Source organism: Legionella sp. PC997 (genome assembly GCF_014109825.1).
GTDB lineage: Bacteria > Pseudomonadota > Gammaproteobacteria > Legionellales > Legionellaceae > Legionella.
In genome coordinates this window covers 2,909,727-2,930,657 of record NZ_CP059576.1, presented here as the reverse complement: position 1 = coordinate 2,930,657, position 20,931 = coordinate 2,909,727, and the positions used below count along the sequence as shown (strand labels likewise).

Here is a 20,931-nt window from a genome sequence, read left to right as displayed (position 1 = left end):
CTGGTATTTTTCGGTAATGCAATTGGAGTATTAATTTCCACTAAATGAAAACGATGCACTAGTTTTTACTGTACATGCTTACCCCATTTCTCCTGTTCTTATAGGGGGAGATTGTGTTTTTCATTGGAATTTGGTGGTGCAGAGCTAAGAACATGCACCATTAATAGGCTAATAAAAGCAGCCAGGGAAAAATATAAAAAGATTTTAGCTAAAAGGATAAGGGTAGGATTACTTCCTTTAAATCTATAAATAGCCATCAGAATTGCTACAGCCAAAAAAACAAAAGCGCCAATTAACATAATATTCCTTTTATCAAACGTTTCCTTTTGAGCGGTCTTGAACAGATCGTTTTGCTTTGTTTCTTTAAAAAAATGGTCTTTAATAATATTACCTAATCTATCAAAGGTTTTCCTCTTTTTAAGTTCATATGTTCTATCCAACTGAAATTTTTGGGTGCGTAAACTTAGGAGTTAAATGACCCTTGGGTTTGTTAAATATCTTCTATAAACGTTGTTTTGTTTTGCTTTGAATCGTTATTGTCCATGATTCTCAAGGACATACATGATTTCTATATCGGGATATGCATTATAAGAAATAATACGGCATAGCCTATAATATTGATACCTACTCTGAGGCTAAAAGATGGCTGCAAAGTTTTACTTAAAACACACTTCATGCTAATTCCAAAAATTTAATCAGTATGAGTTTTATCTTCTGAACTTGATCGAAGCTCCTAGTATTAACAAGGTTTGCAATACTTATTCACTCGTTGTTAATTCCTAAATAAATATGCCCTAATTATGTACCAAAAGATTATTTGTTCTACACTTTAAGTATGATTATTAACCATCAAGGTGGTGGTATATGTACAGTAGAACTCCGCTGTTTGCTTCTAACGTAAAACGTGGTCCATCAAATAGAGCTTTATGGACTCGAGCTCAATCGTATCCAACAACATTCAGCTCACAGTGGACAATCGAGATTTGTTGTTTTCCAACGAGTACTTTTGGTGGCAAAAAGTTACATGAGTTTAATCTCTTCAGTCTCTTTTCTATGCCTCGAACCTATAATTTAGCATTTAGAGGGATGTCAAAATCAGAGGCTGATTGTGAACATAATCGAAAAATGCATGGGTTGGTAGGAAGAGAGCCTAGCTCATTTAGAATTGAAGATAAAGAAAGTGAGATGCTGGATCATCAAAGTGGTAAGATCAAGGGAGTTTCTACCTCACGGAGCTTATCCTGTGCGAAAGGTTTTGCTAATAACTTGGCAAAAGATCATGAAATTATGGTAATGAATTTAAAAAACATTCCTGAACAAGAACGGTATCATCAAAAATATATTGAAGGTGCAATGGGAATGAGTTCTTCAGGTGATCCTACCGATTATAGTCATGAAGATGAGTGTACTCTAAGTGCGGCTCATATATCTTCTTGTCTCGCGAGAGTGGATCGCAAAAATTTGCTTGCCTGGAAGATTGAATATAATCCACTATACGTGGATCAAAAATTATTATCCTCAGAGCTGAAAAGAGAATATGAACAAGTTTTACATAAATTTTATGATCTGATTCAAACTAAATCACCTGATCCAGATGAGGTTAAAAAGTATGGGAAACAAGAGTTTGATTTCTATCTAAATATGGCTAAGGAGCTTGATTATACTGAGGAGCACACATCGGCAGTAATTTCTTACCTCTCAGGAGGAAAGAGTTTAGATTTCTTTGAGGAAATGCAAACAGAAAAAAGACCCGATGTATTAAAGTAAACATAGGCTTTCGAATCGATAAAAGACTTTTGTGACCTACGATTTGGGATCTATTTTATATCAAGGCTATTCCTTTAGTCATTCCCGCACAGGCGGGAATGACACAGTAACTTAATACTAACACAGTTATTTTGACTCAACCCTTTATGACTGGATTAAAGTTGATTAAGTTAATGCTTAAGTGGTCTGATTTATTTCTTGGGTTGGGACTTCAAACCTTTTTAGGTGATCTTAGAGCAACTTTGATGCATTTTATTGAAATCAGCATTTATTTTACTTGCTATTGATTTAGGTAGAACACAATTCGAATTAGATTTTGCGCTCATGCTATATCTTCTTTTACATTCATTAACTTCATAAGCATAAAGTGCATTGTTATGGGGATAATAGGCATTGTAGTCTGCCCAGTTTTTAGCCTCATTTAAACAATTTTTGTATCTTTTCATACTTTCATTATTTTGAGTAATACAAGCCTCGGTCAATGATTTTTTATGCAAGTTAGAGACAATTTTTTGACACGTTGAAAGGATTAACTTTCGTTCTTTTTCTTTAAGTGCCTGAGCTTCTTGAGCCTGCCGGGTTTTCTCGTCTATTGCCTTTCTCTCATTATTTATTTGAATATTGTTCCATATAAGATAAACAACAACTATCTGTACTGCGAGTACAAAAGCTGCGGCATAGATCATATGAATGAGATAATTGGGTTTCGCTTTAGTTGTGTCTGGGGTCATTTGTAGCCTCTAAATATAAGTCCATTATTCTTTTCTGTGGGTTGGTGTTAATAATTTAACGCTTGTGAGTATATATTACACATGAACAGCCATCAAATACTCAATAAATATCTATTACCTTTTAACCAGTTTCGTTATTGTTGGATTGAAATTGATTTTTAGTAAAATTCATGTTCTCTTTTAAGAAACAACCTCTGTTGAGCAGGGGAGTGGATAGGTTATTACTTTAAAAAATAGGGTTGCAATGGAAAATTTTGTAAAAACACCGAACAGTACAACGATGGATTCATGGAAATCATCTGAAGAAGACGTCCATACACAAGCCAATAAATGTATTTTGGAAGCACAAGAGCTTGTATTTCAAAAACTGCCCAAAATCATCGAACAAATTATAGACCAGAAGGTGTGGGAAGAAAAAAACTATAAAAATTTTGGAGAGTATGCACTGAAACACTCATCTAGCGGTTTAAGCATTACTAATAATCAAAGATTATGGCTTTTAAAGTGTGCAATGGACATTCATGGCAAGCATGCCGTTGAATGGGGTGATGTTCTAAATGAAGTGGATGGCTCAGTCAGGACTTATGCTAAAAAAAATAAAATTCCAATTAAAGAGTTGGATAAAAATCTATTTGCACTAGATAGTAAAACTACAAATCCTGATGTTGAGCAAACAATCACCTATTTACCCTCAAGATCTAAATCAGATGATGGCCAGCTTCTTAAATTAAGGAACTACGATAAAGAGACATACAATAAGGTAGTGCACGGTAAAGTAGCCTTAAAAGATGTATTGCTTTCACCAACCCCAAGGAAACAGCTACCACCTATTGAATCAGTTAAAAATAAATTTAAAAGTTTGTCTGAAGCTGATCGAGAGGCCTTTTTAGCTTGGGTTGAAGAGCAAAAAAGGGAGATGGAGAATACACCTGAGGGGAATCCATTCTGATCCATCCATTTTTATGCATTGCTACTATACTAGGAGAACTGATTGACCACTCCCGCGATTTATAATGTTATCCTGCGGTCTAATGTCATCCCCGCGTAGGTGGGGATCTTTCCCTCAAATAATTCCGCATCTGTTGGAGATGGATTTCTCCCTGTACCGGAATGACATGATGCTTCAAACGTGACGATACTTCAGGTGGGCATCGACTAAGCTTATTGCGACATCAAATGATGTATAAGTCATCATTTTAAATAGTCGAGTCTAGAAATTCTTCAAGGGCTGCTTGCGTCCTGTTTCCCATGATGTTGTTTTTCATGTTATTTTTAAAAGTGATAGGAACGCCCTTGATTGCTATACCACAAACCTTTGCAAATTTATCATTTACCATTTGATAGAAAATCCAATCTTTGTACTTTTCCTTATCAGAAACTTGTTCATACACGGGCAAAAAAGCCTTGCAGTGTGAGCACCATGAGGCATGGACCAATAATACTGTTTTAGGCATCCCTAAAGCAGGGCAATCTCTGTTGGTAAATTTTTTTAGAGTGGCAAAAGACAGGCTAGGAATCAGCGTAATCAGCGCTATAACGAAACATTTTGTTACATTTGGCATTACTTCATACCTTGGATTGATTTTGAGGAAAGATCATAAGTTATATGATATTTCAAATCAATTAGACAGGAAATCGCTTTTCTCCCTATGTTTTCGTATGAACTATAAAGAACCTCCTTGATTAAACTATTTTCATAATGGTAGTGATTTAAATTGATTGTTAGTGGAGCAATACTGAGAAAAAATGCCTTATTTGGACTTCAATACTCAAGAATTAGTAGCTAAATGGCAAGATCGGATTCTCTATCTCCATAAAGCTATATTGTAAGTTTTAGATGCTAAGCGACTTGATTGGACTATCAAGTTATTCGGATTGGCTTATTGATGATGGCGAGCGTTAAATTGAAAAAACACTTTATTATTATTTGCTTAAGATAAATTTCACGCAAAATGTTAAAAACGGGTCTATTAATTGAATAAACCAGCTGCCCTCATTTGAAGTTGAAACTTCGGAACCTTTGTAGGCGGGAATAATTTCTAAAGGCCTGTCTTCCTTTCCGCAAATCGTTCCTATTAGCACAGGAAAATCGTTAGGAATCGCATTTGCTCTTTGATAATAACCTTGTAGAAATATTTCTTCACCCTCTTGTCGCCTATATTCCATATGCCGATAGCGCTTATTCCCTGGATTTGAATTTAAGTTAAATGGACTAATGGAATCTCCAAATCGAATATAGGGAGGCCATTGGGCATTATTATGAAAAGTTCCCACGGATTGGGGATGTACAATGCATTTTCCTGTTTTATCATCCAGTAAAAAATCTACTATATTACTTTCTATATGTACAATTTGATCTGAATCATGTTTGTCTATCACTAAATATAAATAACCGCAACAAGGTTGTTTCGATAATGGGGATAAAATATAGGCAAATGTTTTAATTACACCCCGTAAAGTAACATAGTCTTCTTTTGCTTCACATATTTTGATAGTGTTCTCTACAAGACTAAAATAAAATAGTTTATTAATCAGATAAATAACAATAAAAACGATTATCCCAACGGATAGAGAAATTGCTGTTAACATACAAAATGCTTATATTTGAGCAAATGTGTTAAATATTATCACAGAATTATATGAAATCAATGCCATTATATGAAAGTTGAACAACCTAATACCCATTTAACAAAAACCTAAAGTTGTGCTTGAATCTTCGTTTGACATTTCTGAAACAGATTTTTGGGTATAAGTTTAAGATGATCTTGTGCTGTGATCCAAAAATATTTGGCAAAAGTAGGTTAATGTAATATTGATGCAACAATAATTAATTTTTGTGCCTTATTTATCGCAGGTTTAACCAATTTATGCGATGCACTGGCCTTACATCATGCCTATTTGTGAAAGGTCCTATCACAGAAAGCAATCCTAGTTATGGCTGACGTTAATTTAAATACGGTTCGGGAATTTACTTGGGCATTCTGATATAAAATTGACTTCAAGATATACACATTGAGCTGCTGAGTACAAAATTAATGCAGTTAATAAAATAGACTGGAATGGTATAAGCGAGAACCATACTCACTTCCAGTGTAACTATGTATTCGCATGGGGCATGTTTATAATCAACCTAAGACTACGTCGGAGATGAATTGTAAACACATCCTAGGTATATGAAACTAAAATAAAAATTCATTACTCACTCTGAAAATATAAAGTACACTATAGCTTTTCAAATTATTATTACAATCCTAATGACTATTCTAAATAAATCTAATTTTTTTCAAAAAGTTCAGCAAATATTAGAAAATTACTATCTTAAGCCCCTTGATGGCTCTATTAAAGACAATTTAAAAAATGGCTTTATAGAGAGAATGATACATGGAGCAACACATGCCAGCCGGGCCGCATTGTGGTCCTTGGTTATTCATAATTTTCTGCAAAAAACATCGTCTGATTTTGTTAATGAAGCTATAGCTAAAATAGCTCGACAACTTGATATTGAAGCCGAAGAGCTCTTTTTGCTCATTTTGATAACTATGATTTGCCATGATGCGGCTCGAAGAGGAGAGGGGAAAGATGTATGGGAAGATGAGAGCGCTAAAATTGCACATAAGGTTTTGGTTGAGTTAGGTTTGGATGAGGATAAAGCAAAATTATTTTCATTGGCAATTAAATTTAAAGATAAGCCCGAAGAATATGCTCTTCAATTAAAACAATTAGGCATCGAGTCGCAAGATTTTGATGCATTTGGCTATATTAGAAGTATTATAAATCTGGGGGATAACCTTGATCTGATGCGTTGTGTAGGTGATTTTAAGGCAAAATATATTTTTGATACCTTAAGAAACATAGAAGGTTTTAGTGAGAGGTTACATGAATATGATCTTATGGAATTATTAAAAGAGATTCATCAGATTATTTATGAACAGGGGGATATGTTATTTGCTTGTAATATTATAGCTCTCAATGGTGAAACATATGTTAGCCACGATGCTCATGTAAATACTAAAGAGAAAGTAAGCTTTGAGCATGCTGAAAATGTTTTGGCAGTTCTTTTTGAAGACATTTCAAAAAATCCTAAGATTCAACTCTTTTTAACGGGTTTGGATGTTCCTAAAGCACAAAAATATACCTCGGAACCAGCTTTCGATCCTTTTATCCACGGAACTAATTCATCGATATTTTCGATGTTGCCTAAATCAAATTTTGAGATCATGTCTCCGTTAGAAATGATGAGGACGTATCAAGCAGCTCCAATGAGTGGTGAATTAACAAAAGGTGGCTATAAAACAGTAGAGGGTAAATCTCTTGGTAATACATCTTTTGCTAAAATATCTGCACAAGGGAGTAACTCATATACGCTCAAAAAAGTAGTTGATACTTATACTAATTTAAATGTGGAGTTAGCTCACCAAAACTTAAAAAAATTCAAAGAAGCTTGTGATGTTGGATTTAAACAATCCTATTTGAATATAAATCTTATTTTGATTTATTTTGTCAGGGCGAGACAGTCATATCAATCATTAGAGCAAGTGATAAGTTCAGAAGAGCTTGAATTATTGTTAGCCAAAATGGAAGCTTCAGCCCAGTTTTATTATCTTATCCAGTTATTCGGCACATACATTTTCCCTAATGTGTGTGAGTTAAATAAGTTCAGAATTATTGAGGATTCGGCAAAATTTAAAGGTTTTAATGAAGAAGCAAGACAGATTAGTTTGGCAGTGGATAATTTTTTGGCTTATGAAAATATTGTCCAAAAAATAATGGATAATAAAATTAATATTAAAGAAATTCTTGATAATCCAACTGAGGAGCAACTGAAAAGAGTACTCGATATTTTAGAAGCACCCAAGAAATGCACGCTTAAGAATCTCAATGGAGAAATTGAATTCGAAGATATTGAATTACCGCTAACACAATTTTTTAGTTTGACTCCAGATGCCTTTGAATATGCTTACGAGCATCAAGAAAAAGGCGTTTTTTGGGGCATGCAACTTAATATGAAAGGTGATAGTAATGCGATTAACACATTATTAACCAAATTTATTCAAGGACTTGCAACAAACCAACTATTTTTAAGTTTAGGAACTGAAGCCAAACATCATGTAGATGCCTTTCAGGAGCGCATACGATTATTTAAGGATTTAGTAAACACTCCACAAGCCCAATTTAGAATCACAGACATTCAATGGTATTTTTTAGAGCGTCAATTTCCCATCATCCTTTTATCTGAAGCAGAGGACAAGATTTCGCTATTTAATTTTGAGATAGAAGAGTATAGAAGTAATTCGAATTTGAAGTTTGGAACGGATATCAAAATAATTGCAACTGATAATAATTTTCACCGCTTGGAAATATTGAAATACTTGGCACTTCACAAATTAAATCACATCCAAGTTATTTTATTTAGTGATTTAGAGAAAATTAAAGCAAATCATAAAAAACCTTCCTCACTTCAACACCATAGTGACTTTGTTCCTACTTTAAAATGGATGGCGGCACAAAAGGTTCCAAAATCTCTTGCTCAATCAGTCAGAGAGAAGCCTTCCTTGCTTTTAGAAAAATCCACACAATCTCCCAATTTGTACTCAGAACAAAATGTAAGTGAAGTTTCTGTTTTGCTTAATGATGCAAAAATCTACCAAGACATTCAATTTGAACCTTGCTGTACCAATAAATGCGCCAGCCCAACTCACCATGCAGCTATAGAATTATTAGTTAAAGCAGGATTTGAACAAAAAGAGCTTCAATCTTTAATTGGTTATTCTGCTAAAGATAATATTATAGTGGCAAAACTGATTATTTATTTGGCAGAACTTAATTTACCTCAATTTTATAGAAAAATTCTGGAAGATAATGAGTTTAAAGAAGTTTTAGAACTATTTTTTAAGTCCAACATAAAAGAAGGTATTTCAGAAGAGTTATTAGGTAATAGTAGCGCTGTAAAATTGATCTATGCAAAACGATATAGTTTCGGTGACAATAGCTATTACCTTAATGCCATAATCGCTTTATATAGATATCAACCCAATTTATTTAATGAAGAAACACATCAAAAATTATTTGTTAATGACACACTATCAAAACTTATAATTTATTTTGATAAAAACAAGTTACAAAAATATTATGATACTCTTTTTAAGAACAGTGGTATTGCGTATTCACTTTTATGGGAAATTGAGAAAAATAAAATCTCGAATGAAATTATTGCCTCAATTTTAGATGATCAGAATATTATACAAGCTATAAGTAAGCACTATATATCGTTTTCCGATTCAGAATTAGAAGCTGGTTTTATTTTATCTAAGCTAGGCATTGAAATTAACTTTTCAATTGACTATGAGCGTACAAGAGTAATTCATCTATTAAATAAGCAAGATTTTATAGATAAGTCCTATTATTTAAAAGCGATGAGTAGCAAAGAAATTATTACAGCCTTGTCTGGCTATGAAATTAATAATCCATTTCAAATAAATGCTGTATTCAAAGCAAATGAATTGAATATCCTAAATAATGAAGAATTAGATAAGATTAAAAAATATCCTCAATTAGCTAAAATGTTAGCCTTTGCCAGTAATAAAGATGAATGGAATTTATACAATGAATTCTATGATCTTTTAGGGAAGCTCGAGAAGTTAAAATACTCTTTTCAATCAACAAATCGCAGCTCTTATGATGTCATAGAAGCTTTAATTAAAGATATTAATAATGAACTAGATCAATGTTTTTCGTCTGCAAATGATACTCCCAATAAAATGAATTTTTTCTCGGTTAAATGTAATAAACTGATTGAAATTGCAAGAGGAGTATTAGAATTAAATACAGGGTTAGTAGGTGCTTTGGATACTTCATTTAACTTTATTTCTTACTTTAATCCTATATCTTATTTCTATCCAGATACTAATAAAAATACGAATAAAGTAAGTTACAGTTTTTTCAAAAATGAAGCGGCTAAATTAATTGAGACTATGCAAGAGACTTTAGAGAAAATGGAGCAGAAGGTTCTAATGTAAATAGCTATTCACTCTAGCTGAGTGAAAATTTATGCAATTGTTTTGCAAATAATTTCAATGTGTAAGTTCAATATTTAGGTACTTTAATATAGGTTGGAATAGGTCAAAGTTAACTACTGCAGAGCAATGTTAATTTGCTGACCTAGTATAGAATTTTTGTAGGTTTTCGGTAATTTTCAGAATTACCGAAATAACATAGTAAATGGTGATAAACCTCGATAGGTATTTTTTGGCAAGCAAGTTTACTGTATAAAAAGTTTTAATTTCCATTTTTTGGAGCTTATTAAATAATATCTTTTGGCAGTATCATTTGAGGTTTGTAGGACGTTCATTCCTTTTGCTATATCATAAGCCCGTTGAGTAGTAGGGCATTCCTTGATTGTTATAAACCCTTTCTTTAAATCAGGAAAATCGTTTAAATTCTCTTGCTGTTTCATTCCACGTATAACAAGCTATCAGCAAGTGAATATTCAATTTGCACCCTATATGCACCTTGTGATGACAATTCGGTTTTTGAAAACCTCAAGAACCCTTGCTCTTATTGGTCGGAGTGACAAGAATCGAACTTGCGACCCCTGCCTCCCGAAGGCAGTGCTCTACCAGGCTGAGCTACACTCCGTGCTCAATTAATAGCTTCTTTGCAAAGCAAAATGTGCCAAATTGATAAGCGCTTCTTTGTAATTTGAATCGGGTAATATCACTAATGAAGATAATGCTTTGTCGATTTCTTGAGCGGCTATGTTTTTGGTATATTCAATTGCTTTGGTTTCTTCCAAAGCTTTAAGAATTTCGGGTAAGAAATCTAGGCTTCCTTGTTTTAGACTGCTCATGATTTGCTGTTTTTGCAGTTCAGTGCCATGTTGTAAAGCATGAATTAAAGGTAATGTGGCTTTCCCATCCGCTAAGTCGTCTCCTATGTTTTTACCTATAGTTTTGGCATCAGAACAATAATCCAGAGCATCATCTATAAGCTGGAAGGCATTTCCTAGATGGAGGCCATAAGCATAGAGGCTGTCTTGAAGGTCTTTAGAGGCGTTGCTAATCATCGGCCCTATACAGGCCGCAGCTGCAAATAAAAGAGCCGTCTTCGCACGAATTACATCGAAATATTCATCAAAGGTTAAGGCAGGATTATGGCGGTTAGATAGTTGTTTTACTTCCCCACAGCTGATCTCGAGTGCGGTTTTAGCAAAGAGTTTGAGTACTTCTGAATTTCCGGAATCAACAATAAGTTCGATTGATTGGGTAAAGAGATAATCACCAACTAAAATACTTGCTTTGCTACCCCAGATGTCGTTTGCAGTTTGACGTCCTCTTCTTAATGTAGATTCGTCAATGACGTCATCATGAAGTAACGTGGCTGTGTGGAAAAATTCAACCATCGCAGCCAGAGTAATATGCTCTTTACCTTGGTAACCACATGCATTACTTGCTAAAAGAACCAACAATGGCCGTAACCTTTTGCCGCCACTTTGTATTATATGGTGGGACATATCATCAATTAAGCCAATTTGCGATTCAATTTTATTAACAATTAAAGTATTAACTGCATTAAAATCGTCACTAATTAGCGCGCGTATACTATCAATCGCCATTGTTTGTCCTCTACGATTCAATCAACAAATGCTAAGGTTTGAGCATACGAATTGTCAAGCAAAACTGGGTTTAACTTGAACTTATACATTAAATCGGAAATGCATCACGTCTCCATCACACACGATATAATCCTTGCCTTCTAGACGTAACTTTCCGGCTTCTTTAGCTCCTTGTTCTCCTTTACAAGCGATGAATGCATCGTATGCTATGACTTCTGCGCGAATGAATCCTTTTTCAAAATCGGAGTGAATAACACCTGCAGCTTGCGGTGCTGTAGCTCCTTTAGGAATGGTCCAGGCTCTTACTTCTTTTACACCCGCGGTGAAATAAGTTTGTAATCCTAACAATTCATAACCTGCACGAATTACTCGATGTAGTCCAGGTTCGCTTAATCCTAAATCTTCCATAAACTCTTGCCGATCCGCTTCATCCAATTCGACTAATTCCGCTTCTGTTGCTGCACATAGAGCAACAATACTGGCTTTTTCCTGCAGCGCTAAGTTACGAACCTTATCCAGTAATGGATTGTTTTCATAACCATTGTCATCCACATTGGCAATATAGAGCACAGGTTTGGCGGTGAGTAGAAATAGACGGCGTACTAGAGGTTCCTCTTCAGCACTTAATTCAAGAGTACGAACAGGAAACCCTTCATCAAGATGTGCCTTGATTTTTTCCAAGGTTTTCATTTCAAAAATTGCTTCTTTATTACCGCTACGACTATTTTTCCCTGCTTTTAAAATGGCTTTTTCAAGAGTTTCCATATCTGCTAAAGCCAGTTCTGTATTAATTACTTCGATATCACTTAATGGATTAACATGACCCTCTACATGGACTACATCCGTATTTTCAAAACAACGCACTACATGAGCAATGGCATCGGTTTCGCGAATATTGGCTAGAAACTGATTCCCTAAGCCTTCGCCTTTGGATGCTCCTTTTACGATACCCGCGATATCAACAAATTGCATGGTTGCTGGAAGCACTTGTTGCGGTTTTACTATCTCACTCAAAGCATCAAGCCGGGGATCGGGAACAGTAACTATCCCAACATTGGGTTCAATAGTGCAGAAAGGGTAGTTTGCTGCTTCAATACCTGCTTTGGTAAGTGCATTGAACAGAGTTGATTTACCAACATTGGGCAAGCCCACTATGCCGCATTTAAATCCCATGAGTAATACCTCTAAATGTTAAAACTAACGTGAATTTCGGATAAAAAGAAAAAAAGCTGGTTTTCTTTTTATGTCCTTAAACGAACTTTACCCCATAAAATTTGCTGCATTTTAAATGGGATCGATTCTAAATAATTTAGTTCGATAAAAAAGAATACCTTCTTTTTTATTTCGAACGCATTTTAAACTAAATTAAACTGTTACTCTGCGACCTATTCAAAATCTACATGGATTTTTGAATTGCGGAGAAACAATATCTAAACGTTCAATTGATTCATGGCTCTAGCTAAATCACCACATAAGACTAAAGGCATTACCGCTATACCTCTATCAATTGCATCATAAATTAATTGTCTGTCTTGTGCCGAGGGTTTACTGAGCACAAATTGATGAACTAAATCTCTATGACCAGGATGGCCAATTCCAATTCGTAAGCGATGAAATTCTGGGCTGCCTAGTTGAGCTATTATATCTCTTAAACCATTATGACCGCCATGACCGCCACCCGTTTTAAGTTTAATTCGCCCTGGAGGTAAATCCAATTCATCATGAATCACCAGTATTTCTTCGGGTTGAATTTTATAAAATTGACTAAGAATCCGGGTAGGTTGACCGCTATGATTCATAAAAGAAAGGGGCAAGATCAATTTAGCTGAATACTGATTTAATTCTAAATCAGTCAATTCGGCTTGCATTTTTTTTTCCAATTTGAAAAAAACACCATGTCGCTGAGCTAAGGCAGAGACCAACCATCCACCGGCATTATGACGCGTATGTTCATAGGCTGATCCGGGATTGCGCAAACCAATGATAAGTTTTATAGCCATGATATAGCTCTTTGATAGAGGTCGTAATTCTGGAGCTTATGTAGCCTGGGTAAAGCGGAATGATACCTGGGGTTCTGCTGTCCGCATCACCCAGGCTACGGGTTACATTTTCAAACTTGAAGATTACTCTTCATTTTTCTCAGCGTTAACAGTAGGTACAGCAGAGGCTGAAACTTCGGCCGCTTCGTTTGCTTCTTCTTCTGTTACGTTTCCTCTTGGCATATGAATGCTAACAACAGGTGCGTCATGACTTCCATCAGTAACATCAACAGTTAGTTGTACGCCTTTTGGTAATTTTAAATGAGACAAATGAACAATATCGTCCATTTTAACTTCTGACATATCTACTGAAATAAACTCAGGAAGATCTTTTGCTTGGCAACGAATTTCCACTTGAGTCATTGTGTGGTTAATGATACCGCCAGCTTTAATACCTGGAGCTTTCTCTTCATTGATGAAGTGAATAGGTACTAATTTAACAAGAATGTCAGTTTTAGAAACGCGTTGTAAATCCATATGCATTACAACAGGTTTGTAAGGATGACGTTGCAACGCTTTTAAAATAACATGTTCAACTTTGCCATCCACTGTAATATCAAAAACACTTGAATAAATACTTTCAGTTTCCAGTGCTTTAACTACTTTGTTATGTTGAAAATGAATAGACATTGGCTTTTTATCGCCACCGTAAATTACAGCGGGTACTTTATTTTCAAGACGACGTAGGCGGCGGCTCGCACCTTTCCCCATATCCGTTCTTGCTTGTGCTTCTAAAAGGATATTTGACATTATATACTCCAAAAATTTTATATAAGTTCTTGATAACTATTCAGCACATTTCACTCAATCTGTTTTTTGCAAGAGTAGTGGTGTCGAATCGTTTCAGTTCCTTTAAAATTTAATCCGCGACCAGATTAAACACCGAATAATGAATTAAAATATTCGGAAAGGGTGGCGAAGTATACAATATTTTAAAATGAACTTGAAGTCATACTCATAATTTCATAGAATATGCGACTTTATTGAATTTGTGATAGCCAATCAGGCGAATTGGAGAAATATTATGTATGCGGTAATCAAAACTGGCGGTAAGCAATACACCGTGAAGGAAGGTGATGTATTAAAAATTGAATTACTGCCTGAAGATGTTGGCAATGAAATACAATTTGAAGAAGTATTAATGTTGGCTGATGGTGATAAAATCGTTTGTGGTACCCCATTAGTTGCCAAGGCAATAGTGAAAGCTGAAGTGCTCGATCATGGTCGTCACAAAAAAGTTAAAATTATTAAGTTCCGTCGTCGTAAGCACCACATGAAACAAATGGGGCACAGACAATATTATTCGCAAGTTAAAATTACTGCGATAAGCAAGTAAGAGAGGATAGCAATGGCTCATAAGAAAGCAGGTGGTAGTACTCGTAACGGCCGCGACTCGAATCCCAAGTATCTTGGTGTAAAGCGTTATGGCGGTCAATTTGTTAATGCTGGTGAAATAATAGTAAGACAACGTGGTACACGTTTTCATCCAGGGCCTGGCGTAGGTTGTGGTCGTGATCATACCTTGTTTGCCTTAGTTGAAGGTTTAGTACAATTTGTTGTCAAGGGTGATAAAAACCGTAAGTATGTGACTATAGTTGCAGAAGCAAAAGAAGAAGCTGCGAACTAATTCATACTGGAAACCGATGCCGCTCAAAGCGGCTTGGTGTTTTTGACATATTCTGAATACGATGTACTTTATTCAGGCTATATGTTATACCCAAACACAATGTCGTTATTTAACCCCGGCAACGGGGTTTTTTTTTATTTTGAGGTTGGTCATGAAATTCGTTGATGAAGCAGTGATAAAAGTAGAAGCAGGCCATGGTGGAAATGGTTGTCTAAGCTTCCGACGCGAAAAATTCATACCACGTGGGGGTCCTGATGGGGGTGATGGTGGTGATGGAGGCAGCGTTTACTTTGAAGCCAGTACGGATTTAAATACCTTGGTTGATTTTCGTTATATGCGTCATTATAAAGCCCGCAATGGTCAGCACGGTATGGGTGGAAATTGTACTGGGAAAAAAGGCGATGATTTAACGATAAAGGTTCCTGTTGGCACTATGGTTTATGATGTAGATACCGGAGAATTACTTGCTGATATCAGAGAACCAGGCGTACCCGTATTGATCGCTCAAGGTGGATTTCATGGTCTAGGAAATACCCGCTATAAAAGTAGTGTGAATCGCTCTCCAAGACAAACTACTCAAGGAAGTCCAGGTGAATCACGGCATTTACGTATGGAATTGCGTGTTTTGGCTGATGTAGGCTTATTAGGGTTGCCTAACGCCGGCAAATCTACTTTAATCCGGGCAGTGTCAAGTTCCAAAGCAAAAGTAGCGGATTATCCTTTTACAACCTTGCATCCAGGTTTGGGTGTTGTAAGTGTTTCTGCGCACAAAAGCTTTGTGATGGCAGATATTCCTGGCCTCATTGAAGGAGCCTCTACAGGAGCTGGACTTGGGCATAGATTTTTAAAACATCTTTCACGTACCTGTGTGTTACTCCACGTAATTGATGTCGCTCCCTTAGATGGCAGTGATCCGGTTGCATCCGCTAAAGCTATTATTCATGAGTTAGCAGAATACAATCCTGAGCTTTTACAAAAACCTCGATGGCTGGTGTTGAACAAAATGGATATGTTACCTGATGTGGCGAGTCGAGAAGAAAGAATACAGACAATCGTAAAGGGTCTGGACTGGAAGGATAAGGTGTTTGCCATCTCTGCAATTAGTGGTGAAGGAACACAACAATTATGCTATTCATTGATGCAGTTGATTGATGAGATGAAAGAGTCTGCAGCATAGCCATTCTGCAGCATGTTCTACTACGGAAACATTACGATAGGGTATGTTATGAGTTTCACGACCTTTTTGATAGTGGTTGCTATAATCAATGATTAATTGTGTTGTCCCATTTGTCGGTTGTTGCTGCCAATATTCTGTTAAACCACGTATATGGAAATACAGCATATTTTGATGTAAACCACTAAAATGTAGTAAGTGATGGATGTTAGGTTTGCTCAGTAATAATTGCAGTAATCCACCTGTTGCTTCGTCGATTATTGTTATTGGTTCATTAATACTCGCAATTAATTCACGTAAGTGATCAGAAGCTTTTTTTTCTACAGAACTGATAATATGTGGCTCGAGGATGGGATTGACAATAGCTTTGATTTTATCCATCAAATTTGGGGCACAACGAACCTTAAATTCAATATAAGGTGATTCCCAGCGATAGCCTGTATGACAATCAACTCCTTGGAGCGCTTCTTCTAATATTTGGGCTATTTCACTTTCTGCTAAACCAAAAATTCGCCACTTGAGTATTTGCTTTTGGCTATGGGTGGTTTGCTGCAGGAGAGGTAGGGCATAATTGTTAAACATGGGCAAACATTCGCGGGGAGGGCCAGGTAATAAAAAAAAGATTTTATTATCCCACTGATAATAGCATCCTAAGGCGCTACCCACTGGATTAGGTAAAAGTTGAGCTCGCTCAGGAAAAAGACATTGTTGTAAATTTCCTGCATTGAGGATTAAATTTGCATCCCGTAGTCGTTTTTTAATGTGTTCAAGAGCTTCTGAATGTTGTACCAATGCCTCACCTGTAAATTGGGATAAGGCAAAACGAGTGAGATCGTCAGTCGTTGGGCCGAGTCCCCCAATGGTAATGATAATGTCATGCTTTTTGGTCAAGAACTTTAGGCAGTTGACTATATCACCTTTCTTGTCGCTGCAAGAGAGATGTAAGCCTAAAGATAAACCTTCTGAGCTTAGGGCATGGGCGATATCGCGGCCATTGGTATTTAAAGTATCACCATGAACAATTTCATCACCGGTTGCTAAAATGGCTACTGTCATAGTTGATTTTCCTAGGATCATATTCGCATGATTTTATAGCATAATTTGAAAAAACTGTAATAGTTATTGACATTTATTCTGAAATTGCCTAATAACTAGAAAAGGTGTTTTTTTTTAAGATAAATACTATTCTTGCGATTGATGTGTATGATTATTTGTATGTAAAGGAGAAATTATGGAATTTTCAAGCCGTTATGTAGCGCATGTTCCAGACGCTCAAGGGTTTGTTAATTATTCTGCAGAAGAACATAAGATCTGGAATATTTTATTTGAAAGACAAATAAAATTAATACCCGGAAGGGCTTGTGATGAATTCATAGCTGGATTAAAAACTTTAGCTTTAACATCTGAAAAAATTCCACAAATTCCTGATCTAAATCAAAGACTTAAAGCTGAAACAGGTTGGCAAGTGTCTGCAGTTGCGGCGTTAATTTCTGCTCGAGAATTTTTTGAACTATTGGCAACCAAACATTTTCCGGTAGCTACTTTTATTCGAAGTGAGGAAGAGTTGGATTATGTTAAAGAGCCGGATATTTTTCATGAAGTGTTTGGCCATTGTCCTATGTTGACAGATACGGTGTATGCAGAGTTTGTTTATGACTATGCTCAAAAAGTACTAACGTTTCCTGAATCAGATTGGCCCTTACTCCAACGGTTGTTTTGGTTTACCGTGGAGTTTGGTTTAGTGAGAAGCGCAAATGGACTCCGAGCTTATGGTGGCGGAATATTGTCTTCCATTAGTGAAACAGTATATAGCGTAGAAAGCGATATTCCATTAAGAGTGATTTTTGAGCCAGTTGCAGCATTCCGAATGCCATACCGCATCGATATGTTGCAACCAGTTTATTTTGTAATCAAAGATTATCAGGTTTTGTACGATTTTGTTTTATCAGACATAGGTAAACTCTTAGCTCGAACTCGAGAACTAGGGGAGTTTCCACCTTTTTTCAAAGTGGATCCAGATAACCCTAATATCCATATTAGGGCATGTTAATCTATGTATTGTAATGAACAGCTAGTCTTGTTAACATCGACCAACCTAGTTTGTTCATTGGCTTTAAGGTCAAGGAGCATTATTTGATTAAAGTACTAATTGTTGATGACCATGCACTGGTTAGAATGGGTATTCGACGATTACTCGAAGATATGTCGGATGTAGAGGTAGTTGCTGATGCAGAAAGCGGTGAAGAAGCTTTAGCACTGGTAAAAAAACATTCTCCTGACGTGGTCCTTTTAGATATGAAAATGCCTGGAATCGATGGCTGGGAAGTAACACGTCGCCTAAAAAAATCAAATCCACATGTTAAGGTTATAGCTGTAACCGCGATGTGTTCTGATTTGTTACCAACTCGCGTTTTGCAATTAGGAGCTATGGGGTATCTGACTAAAGAATCAGGTGCTGAAGAAATGGCTGCAGCGATACGTAAAGTGGCCAAAGGCGAAAAGTACCTCAGCGCTGAAATTGCTCAAAGAGTCGCGATTAATAGCTTGGAAGAAGTACAAGGCTCACCCTTTGATGTATTGTCTGAACGTGAAATGCAAGTGATGTTGATGATTACTAGTGGCATGAATGTGCAAGAAATTAGTGATAGGCTTTTTCTTAGCACCAAGACAATTAATGGCTACCGCTATCGAACATTTGAAAAATTAGGCATTAAAAATGATGTAGAGTTGACTTATTTAGCTCTAAAACATGGAATTATAGAAAATCCAATCGACTTGACGTCAGAAGATTAAAAGGGTTCTAGTACCTGGGCGCAGTGACTGACTACTCTGCAAAACTCTCTGAGTTGGTAACAGGTGCAGCACTGTCCCCAGAAAACACTTTTTAAGCCAAAATGATTGCTATTATTATTAAATGAATATTTCTACAGAATTAGCTTTGTTTCTCACTAAAATACCTAATGAACCCGGAGTCTATCGTATGCTTGATGGAACGGGTAATCTTCTTTATGTAGGTAAAGCTTCCAATCTGAAAAAACGAGTTACAAGCTATTTTAATAAACAAAATACAGGTATTAAAACCCGATCTTTAGTGAATCAAATTGCGTCCATAGAAATTTCTGTTACCCGTAGCGAAACAGAGGCTTTATTATTAGAAAGTAATCTGATTAAAACATTAAAACCCAAATACAATGTTTTATTACGTGATGATAAGTCTTATCCCTATATTCATCTGTCCAATCATCCTTATTTTCCGCGGATAGAAAGCTATCGCTCTAAAAAAAAACCTCTTTCCGGTGATTTTTTTGGACCTTATCCAAGTAGCGCCGGGGTAAAAGAAACCATAGTAACGATTCAAAAAGTCTTTAAAGTCAGAAATTGTCGAGACAGTTATTTTAATGCACGCTCAAGACCTTGCTTGCAGTACCAAATTAAACGATGTACCGCACCTTGTGTCAATTATATCACTCCTGAGGATTACAAGCGCTCAGTGCAGGATGCTATGCGATTTTTACAGGGTAAATCTCAATTAATTCTTGATGAGCTTGCCAAGCGAATGGATAAAGCTGTAAACGAATTGAATTTTGAAGAAGCAGCGCTTCTGCGCGACCAAATTAAAAGTTTGCGATTGGTGCAGGAACAACAGGGGGTTTTACAATTACGTGGGGATGCAGATGCTATTGCCATTGAGGTTAGTCCTGGATTTGCATGCGTCCAATGCGTGACTATTCGTGAAGGCCAAGTAATAGCCAGTCATTGTTATTTTCCATCGGTTCCTCAGAAAGGTTTAGAAGATGAACTGGAAATGGACGATTTGTGGCAACAAACTTTTGAGGCATTTATAGGATTCTATTATTTGGATGCTCCAGAGAAAATTCCTGCTTTAATCATTACCCATCAAAATTTAGATGATCATCAGTCCTTAGAGGAAGCCTTATCTCAACAGCGTGGGAAATCGTGTAAAATTCAAGTGAATCCTCGCGGTGTTAAGTCTCGCTGGATGGATTTTGCACGCAATAATTTACGTGTTTCAGTTGCAGAATATGTTACAAAACATTCAACAATGAAATCTCGTTTCCAAGAATTAGAGCAGCTTTTGCGACTGAATAAGCCAATAACACGAATGGAATGCTTTGATATTAGTCACACTCAAGGGGAGGCAACCGTTGCATCCTGTGTGGTGTTTGATCATGAAGGTCCTACTCCCAATGAGTATCGCCGTTTTAACATCGAAGGCATTACTCCAGGGGATGATTATGCTGCAATGGAGCAGGCAATTACTCGTCGCTTTAAGCGTTTAGTGGAAGCTCAATCTTTACCTGATGTTTTAATTATTGACGGAGGAAAAGGGCAAGTAGCGGTGGCCCAGAAAGTGCTTATGTCATTAAACGTTGCAACGGTAACCTTGTTAGGAGTAGCGAAAGGACCTGCACGCAAAGCGGGATGGGAAAAATTAATTTTAGTACACGAAGCACACGAATTGTCGCTACCAGATGACTCCAAAGCCCTGCATTTGTTACAACATATTCGTAATGAAGCGCATCGTTTCGCCATTACTGCTCATCGGAAAAAAAGACAAAAAAAGAGATTAGAATCTACTCTTGAGGATATAGAAGGAGTGGGTGCAAAACGAAGACAAGCATTACTGCATCGTTTTGGAGGGATACGCGAGCTTGCTAAGGCTCCTCTGGAAGAAATTGCCAAAGTATCAGGAATTAGTGAACATTTAGCAAAACGTATTTTTCAATTTTTTCATGGCGAAAACATATTGCCATAAAGTGGTTAGATTCTGGGTACAATGTTGCAAGATAGGGCTTTATTCCTGTTTGACTCCTCAAGTTTTCTCTCCAAATCCAAAGTTATCCATGAATAAAGCGGAATATTATTCATAACCCTAGCAAAAACTCTAATATTCGTACTAAACTTATTTTAGATATGCTCGAATAATAATTATAATAAATTGATATTTAAGCACAAATCTT

Annotated in this window: 18 protein-coding genes and 1 tRNA gene; 9 read left to right on the top strand and 10 right to left on the bottom strand. The window is 36.3% G+C overall.

Going from position 1 to position 20,931, the window contains the following annotated elements; all coding sequences use genetic code 11:
- Positions 1-98: 98 nt before the first annotated feature.
- Positions 99-299, bottom strand: a complete 201-nt coding sequence (locus tag HBNCFIEN_RS12685) for a DUF1328 domain-containing protein (RefSeq protein ID WP_182391440.1) — start codon at positions 297-299, stop codon at positions 99-101.
- A gap of 565 nt (positions 300-864) precedes the next feature.
- Between HBNCFIEN_RS12685 and HBNCFIEN_RS12680 the strand changes: the two genes are divergently transcribed.
- The gene (locus tag HBNCFIEN_RS12680) at positions 865-1,767 is read left to right on the top strand and encodes a hypothetical protein (protein WP_182391439.1); all 903 of its coding nucleotides are present in this window, start codon (positions 865-867) and stop codon (positions 1,765-1,767) included.
- A gap of 221 nt (positions 1,768-1,988) precedes the next feature.
- Here the strand turns inward: HBNCFIEN_RS12680 and HBNCFIEN_RS12675 are convergent, their stop codons facing one another.
- Entirely contained in the window at positions 1,989-2,498 is a 510-nt protein-coding gene (locus tag HBNCFIEN_RS12675) for a hypothetical protein (protein ID WP_182391438.1), read from the bottom strand.
- A gap of 244 nt (positions 2,499-2,742) precedes the next feature.
- Between HBNCFIEN_RS12675 and HBNCFIEN_RS12670 the strand changes: the two genes are divergently transcribed.
- On the top strand, positions 2,743-3,447 hold the full coding sequence (locus tag HBNCFIEN_RS12670; RefSeq protein ID WP_182391437.1) for a hypothetical protein: 705 nt from the start codon (positions 2,743-2,745) through the stop codon (positions 3,445-3,447).
- Positions 3,448-3,694: 247 nt separating this feature from the next.
- Here HBNCFIEN_RS12670 and HBNCFIEN_RS12665 read toward each other — a convergent pair whose 3' ends face one another.
- Together HBNCFIEN_RS12665 and HBNCFIEN_RS12660 are read right to left on the bottom strand one after the other, a co-directional pair.
- On the bottom strand, positions 3,695-4,060 hold the full coding sequence (locus HBNCFIEN_RS12665) for a thioredoxin domain-containing protein (protein WP_182391436.1): 366 nt from the start codon (positions 4,058-4,060) through the stop codon (positions 3,695-3,697).
- A 361-nt stretch (positions 4,061-4,421) separates the two neighbouring features.
- Positions 4,422-5,087 carry a hypothetical protein gene (locus HBNCFIEN_RS12660; protein WP_182391435.1) on the bottom strand — a complete coding sequence of 222 codons (666 nt, stop codon included), beginning with the start codon at positions 5,085-5,087 and terminating at the stop codon, positions 4,422-4,424.
- A gap of 665 nt (positions 5,088-5,752) precedes the next feature.
- Between HBNCFIEN_RS12660 and HBNCFIEN_RS12655 the strand changes: the two genes are divergently transcribed.
- The gene (locus HBNCFIEN_RS12655; RefSeq protein WP_182391434.1) at positions 5,753-9,514 is read left to right on the top strand and encodes a SidE phosphodiesterase domain-containing protein; all 3,762 of its coding nucleotides are present in this window, start codon (positions 5,753-5,755) and stop codon (positions 9,512-9,514) included.
- A gap of 542 nt (positions 9,515-10,056) precedes the next feature.
- On the opposite strand, the gene HBNCFIEN_RS12650 is transcribed toward HBNCFIEN_RS12655, so the two are convergent.
- The 5 genes from HBNCFIEN_RS12650 to HBNCFIEN_RS12630 all read right to left on the bottom strand — a co-directional run bounded on the left by HBNCFIEN_RS12650 (position 10,057) and on the right by HBNCFIEN_RS12630 (position 13,898).
- Positions 10,057-10,133 (bottom strand) — tRNA-Pro (locus tag HBNCFIEN_RS12650).
- A 7-nt stretch (positions 10,134-10,140) separates the two neighbouring features.
- A complete protein-coding gene (locus HBNCFIEN_RS12645) occupies positions 10,141-11,109 on the bottom strand; it encodes a polyprenyl synthetase family protein (protein ID WP_182391433.1) in 969 nt (322 codons plus the stop codon).
- Positions 11,110-11,190: 81 nt separating this feature from the next.
- Complete coding sequence (ychF, locus tag HBNCFIEN_RS12640) at positions 11,191-12,282, bottom strand: redox-regulated ATPase YchF (RefSeq protein ID WP_182391432.1); 1,092 nt, start codon at positions 12,280-12,282, stop codon at positions 11,191-11,193.
- 257 nt (positions 12,283-12,539) lie between these two features.
- A complete protein-coding gene (gene pth / locus HBNCFIEN_RS12635; RefSeq protein WP_182391431.1) occupies positions 12,540-13,109 on the bottom strand; it encodes an aminoacyl-tRNA hydrolase in 570 nt (189 codons plus the stop codon).
- Between the two features lie 123 nt (positions 13,110-13,232).
- The gene (locus HBNCFIEN_RS12630; protein WP_182391430.1) at positions 13,233-13,898 is read right to left on the bottom strand and encodes a 50S ribosomal protein L25/general stress protein Ctc; all 666 of its coding nucleotides are present in this window, start codon (positions 13,896-13,898) and stop codon (positions 13,233-13,235) included.
- A 274-nt stretch (positions 13,899-14,172) separates the two neighbouring features.
- Between HBNCFIEN_RS12630 and rplU the strand changes: the two genes are divergently transcribed.
- From rplU to cgtA, 3 genes are all read left to right on the top strand, one after another.
- Complete coding sequence (gene rplU, locus HBNCFIEN_RS12625) at positions 14,173-14,484, top strand: 50S ribosomal protein L21 (RefSeq protein ID WP_182391429.1); 312 nt, start codon at positions 14,173-14,175, stop codon at positions 14,482-14,484.
- A gap of 12 nt (positions 14,485-14,496) precedes the next feature.
- Complete coding sequence (rpmA, locus tag HBNCFIEN_RS12620) at positions 14,497-14,775, top strand: 50S ribosomal protein L27 (protein WP_182391428.1); 279 nt, start codon at positions 14,497-14,499, stop codon at positions 14,773-14,775.
- A gap of 151 nt (positions 14,776-14,926) precedes the next feature.
- Positions 14,927-15,952: an Obg family GTPase CgtA gene (cgtA, locus tag HBNCFIEN_RS12615; protein WP_182391427.1), complete on the top strand. Its 1,026-nt coding sequence runs from the start codon at positions 14,927-14,929 to the stop codon at positions 15,950-15,952.
- Here cgtA and HBNCFIEN_RS12610 read toward each other — a convergent pair.
- Positions 15,908-17,005, bottom strand: a complete 1,098-nt coding sequence (locus HBNCFIEN_RS12610) for a molybdopterin-binding protein (RefSeq protein WP_182391426.1) — start codon at positions 17,003-17,005, stop codon at positions 15,908-15,910. The genes cgtA and HBNCFIEN_RS12610 overlap by 45 nt on opposite strands.
- A gap of 175 nt (positions 17,006-17,180) precedes the next feature.
- Here HBNCFIEN_RS12610 and phhA point away from each other — a divergent pair, with 175 nt between their 5' ends.
- The 3 genes from phhA to uvrC all read left to right on the top strand — a co-directional run bounded on the left by phhA (position 17,181) and on the right by uvrC (position 20,726).
- Positions 17,181-17,999 carry a phenylalanine 4-monooxygenase gene (gene phhA, locus HBNCFIEN_RS12605; RefSeq protein WP_182391425.1) on the top strand — a complete coding sequence of 273 codons (819 nt, stop codon included), beginning with the start codon at positions 17,181-17,183 and terminating at the stop codon, positions 17,997-17,999.
- A gap of 83 nt (positions 18,000-18,082) precedes the next feature.
- Positions 18,083-18,742 (top strand): two-component system response regulator LetA, encoded by a 660-nt coding sequence (gene letA, locus HBNCFIEN_RS12600; protein ID WP_182391424.1) that lies wholly within the window; start codon positions 18,083-18,085, stop codon positions 18,740-18,742.
- Positions 18,743-18,863: 121 nt separating this feature from the next.
- Positions 18,864-20,726 carry an excinuclease ABC subunit UvrC gene (uvrC, locus tag HBNCFIEN_RS12595; protein WP_182391423.1) on the top strand — a complete coding sequence of 621 codons (1,863 nt, stop codon included), beginning with the start codon at positions 18,864-18,866 and terminating at the stop codon, positions 20,724-20,726.
- Positions 20,727-20,931: the final 205 nt, after the last annotated feature.